Source organism: Streptohalobacillus salinus (genome assembly GCF_003201605.1).
GTDB classification, from domain to species: domain Bacteria; phylum Bacillota; class Bacilli; order Bacillales; family Amphibacillaceae; genus Streptohalobacillus; species Streptohalobacillus salinus.
Genome location: NZ_QJJR01000036.1, coordinates 1 through 1,256, shown reverse-complemented (window position 1 = coordinate 1,256; position 1,256 = coordinate 1). Strand labels below are relative to the sequence as shown.

General features: G+C 47.9%; 9 tRNA genes and 2 rRNA genes. All 11 read left to right on the top strand.

Annotated features, from left to right (window positions below):
* Positions 1 to 87: ribosomal RNA gene (locus DES38_RS11945) — 23S ribosomal RNA — on the top strand; the annotation flags it as partial.
* Between the two features lie 157 nt (positions 88 to 244).
* Positions 245 to 359, top strand: a 5S ribosomal RNA gene (gene rrf / locus DES38_RS11940).
* An 8-nt stretch (positions 360 to 367) separates the two neighbouring features.
* Positions 368 to 443 (top strand) — tRNA-Val (locus DES38_RS11935).
* Positions 444 to 446: 3 nt separating this feature from the next.
* Positions 447 to 522 (top strand) — tRNA-Thr (locus tag DES38_RS11930).
* A gap of 8 nt (positions 523 to 530) precedes the next feature.
* Positions 531 to 606 (top strand) — tRNA-Lys (locus tag DES38_RS11925).
* A gap of 4 nt (positions 607 to 610) precedes the next feature.
* Positions 611 to 692: transfer RNA gene (locus DES38_RS11920), tRNA-Leu, on the top strand.
* A 4-nt stretch (positions 693 to 696) separates the two neighbouring features.
* Positions 697 to 771: transfer RNA gene (locus tag DES38_RS11915), tRNA-Gly, on the top strand.
* Between the two features lie 21 nt (positions 772 to 792).
* A tRNA-Leu gene (locus DES38_RS11910) sits at positions 793 to 881 on the top strand.
* A gap of 1 nt (position 882) precedes the next feature.
* Positions 883 to 959: transfer RNA gene (locus DES38_RS11905), tRNA-Arg, on the top strand.
* Between the two features lie 8 nt (positions 960 to 967).
* Positions 968 to 1,044: transfer RNA gene (locus DES38_RS11900), tRNA-Pro, on the top strand.
* Positions 1,045 to 1,064: 20 nt separating this feature from the next.
* Positions 1,065 to 1,140 (top strand) — tRNA-Ala (locus DES38_RS11895).
* Positions 1,141 to 1,256 lie beyond the last annotated feature (116 nt).

Here is a 1,256-nt window from a genome sequence, read left to right as displayed (position 1 = left end):
TCAGAGACGATGAGGTAGATAGGTTCGAGGTGGAAGCATGGCAACATGTGCAGCTGACGAATACTAATCGATCGAGGACTTAACTAAATTTTTAATTGTCTGTCATACTTCTTATCTAGTTTTCAGGGTATATTTGCTTGTGCAACAGGAATAAAAACTTATTTTATTTCAAAAAAACACTTGCAATTCACTGAAAGATTTAATATAATATATCTTGTCCTTGTGAAAAGTAAAGGGACAAAGATCTGGTGACTATAGCGAAGAGGCCACACCTGTTCCCATGCCGAACACAGTAGTTAAGCTCTTCAGCGCCGATGGTAGTTGGGCTTACGCCCTGCGAGAGTAGGACGTCGCCAGGCGATATATCGGAGGATTAGCTCAGCTGGGAGAGCACCTGCCTTACAAGCAGGGGGTCGCAGGTTCGAGCCCTGCATCCTCCACCATTTGCCGGCCTAGCTCAATTGGTAGAGCAACTGACTTGTAATCAGTAGGTTGGGGGTTCAAGTCCTCTGGCCGGCACCAGTAATCGCGAGCCATTAGCTCAGTTGGTAGAGCATCTGACTTTTAATCAGAGGGTCGAAGGTTCGAATCCTTCATGGCTCACCATTAAGCGGGTGTGGTGGAATTGGCAGACACGCTAGACTTAGGATCTAGTGTCTTACGACGTGGGGGTTCAAGTCCCTCCACCCGCACTTCGCGAAAGTAGTTCAGTGGTAGAACACCACCTTGCCAAGGTGGGGGTCGCGGGTTCGAATCCCGTCTTTCGCTCCATTTCCAAATTCCAAAATCCATGCCGGGGTGGTGGAATTGGCAGACACACAGGACTTAAAATCCTGCGGTAGGTGACTACCGTGCCGGTTCAAGTCCGGCCCTCGGCACCATGCGCCCGTAGCTCAATTGGATAGAGCACTTGACTACGAATCAAGAGGTTAGAGGTTCGAGTCCTCTCGGGCGCACCACTTATTATCGGGAAGTAGCTCAGCTTGGTAGAGCACTTGGTTTGGGACCAAGGGGTCGCAGGTTCGAATCCTGTCTTCCCGACCATTTACAATTTAATTCTTTGTGGGGCCTTAGCTCAGCTGGGAGAGCGCCTGCTTTGCACGCAGGAGGTCAGCGGTTCGATCCCGCTAGGCTCCACCATTTTTATGCTTTTTTTGATCTTTGAAAACTGAACAAAACACACAGTATGTTAAGAAAAACAAGTAAGTAAAGCTAGTGCTTTAACCAGAGTTATTATGACTCTTTCAATTATATTG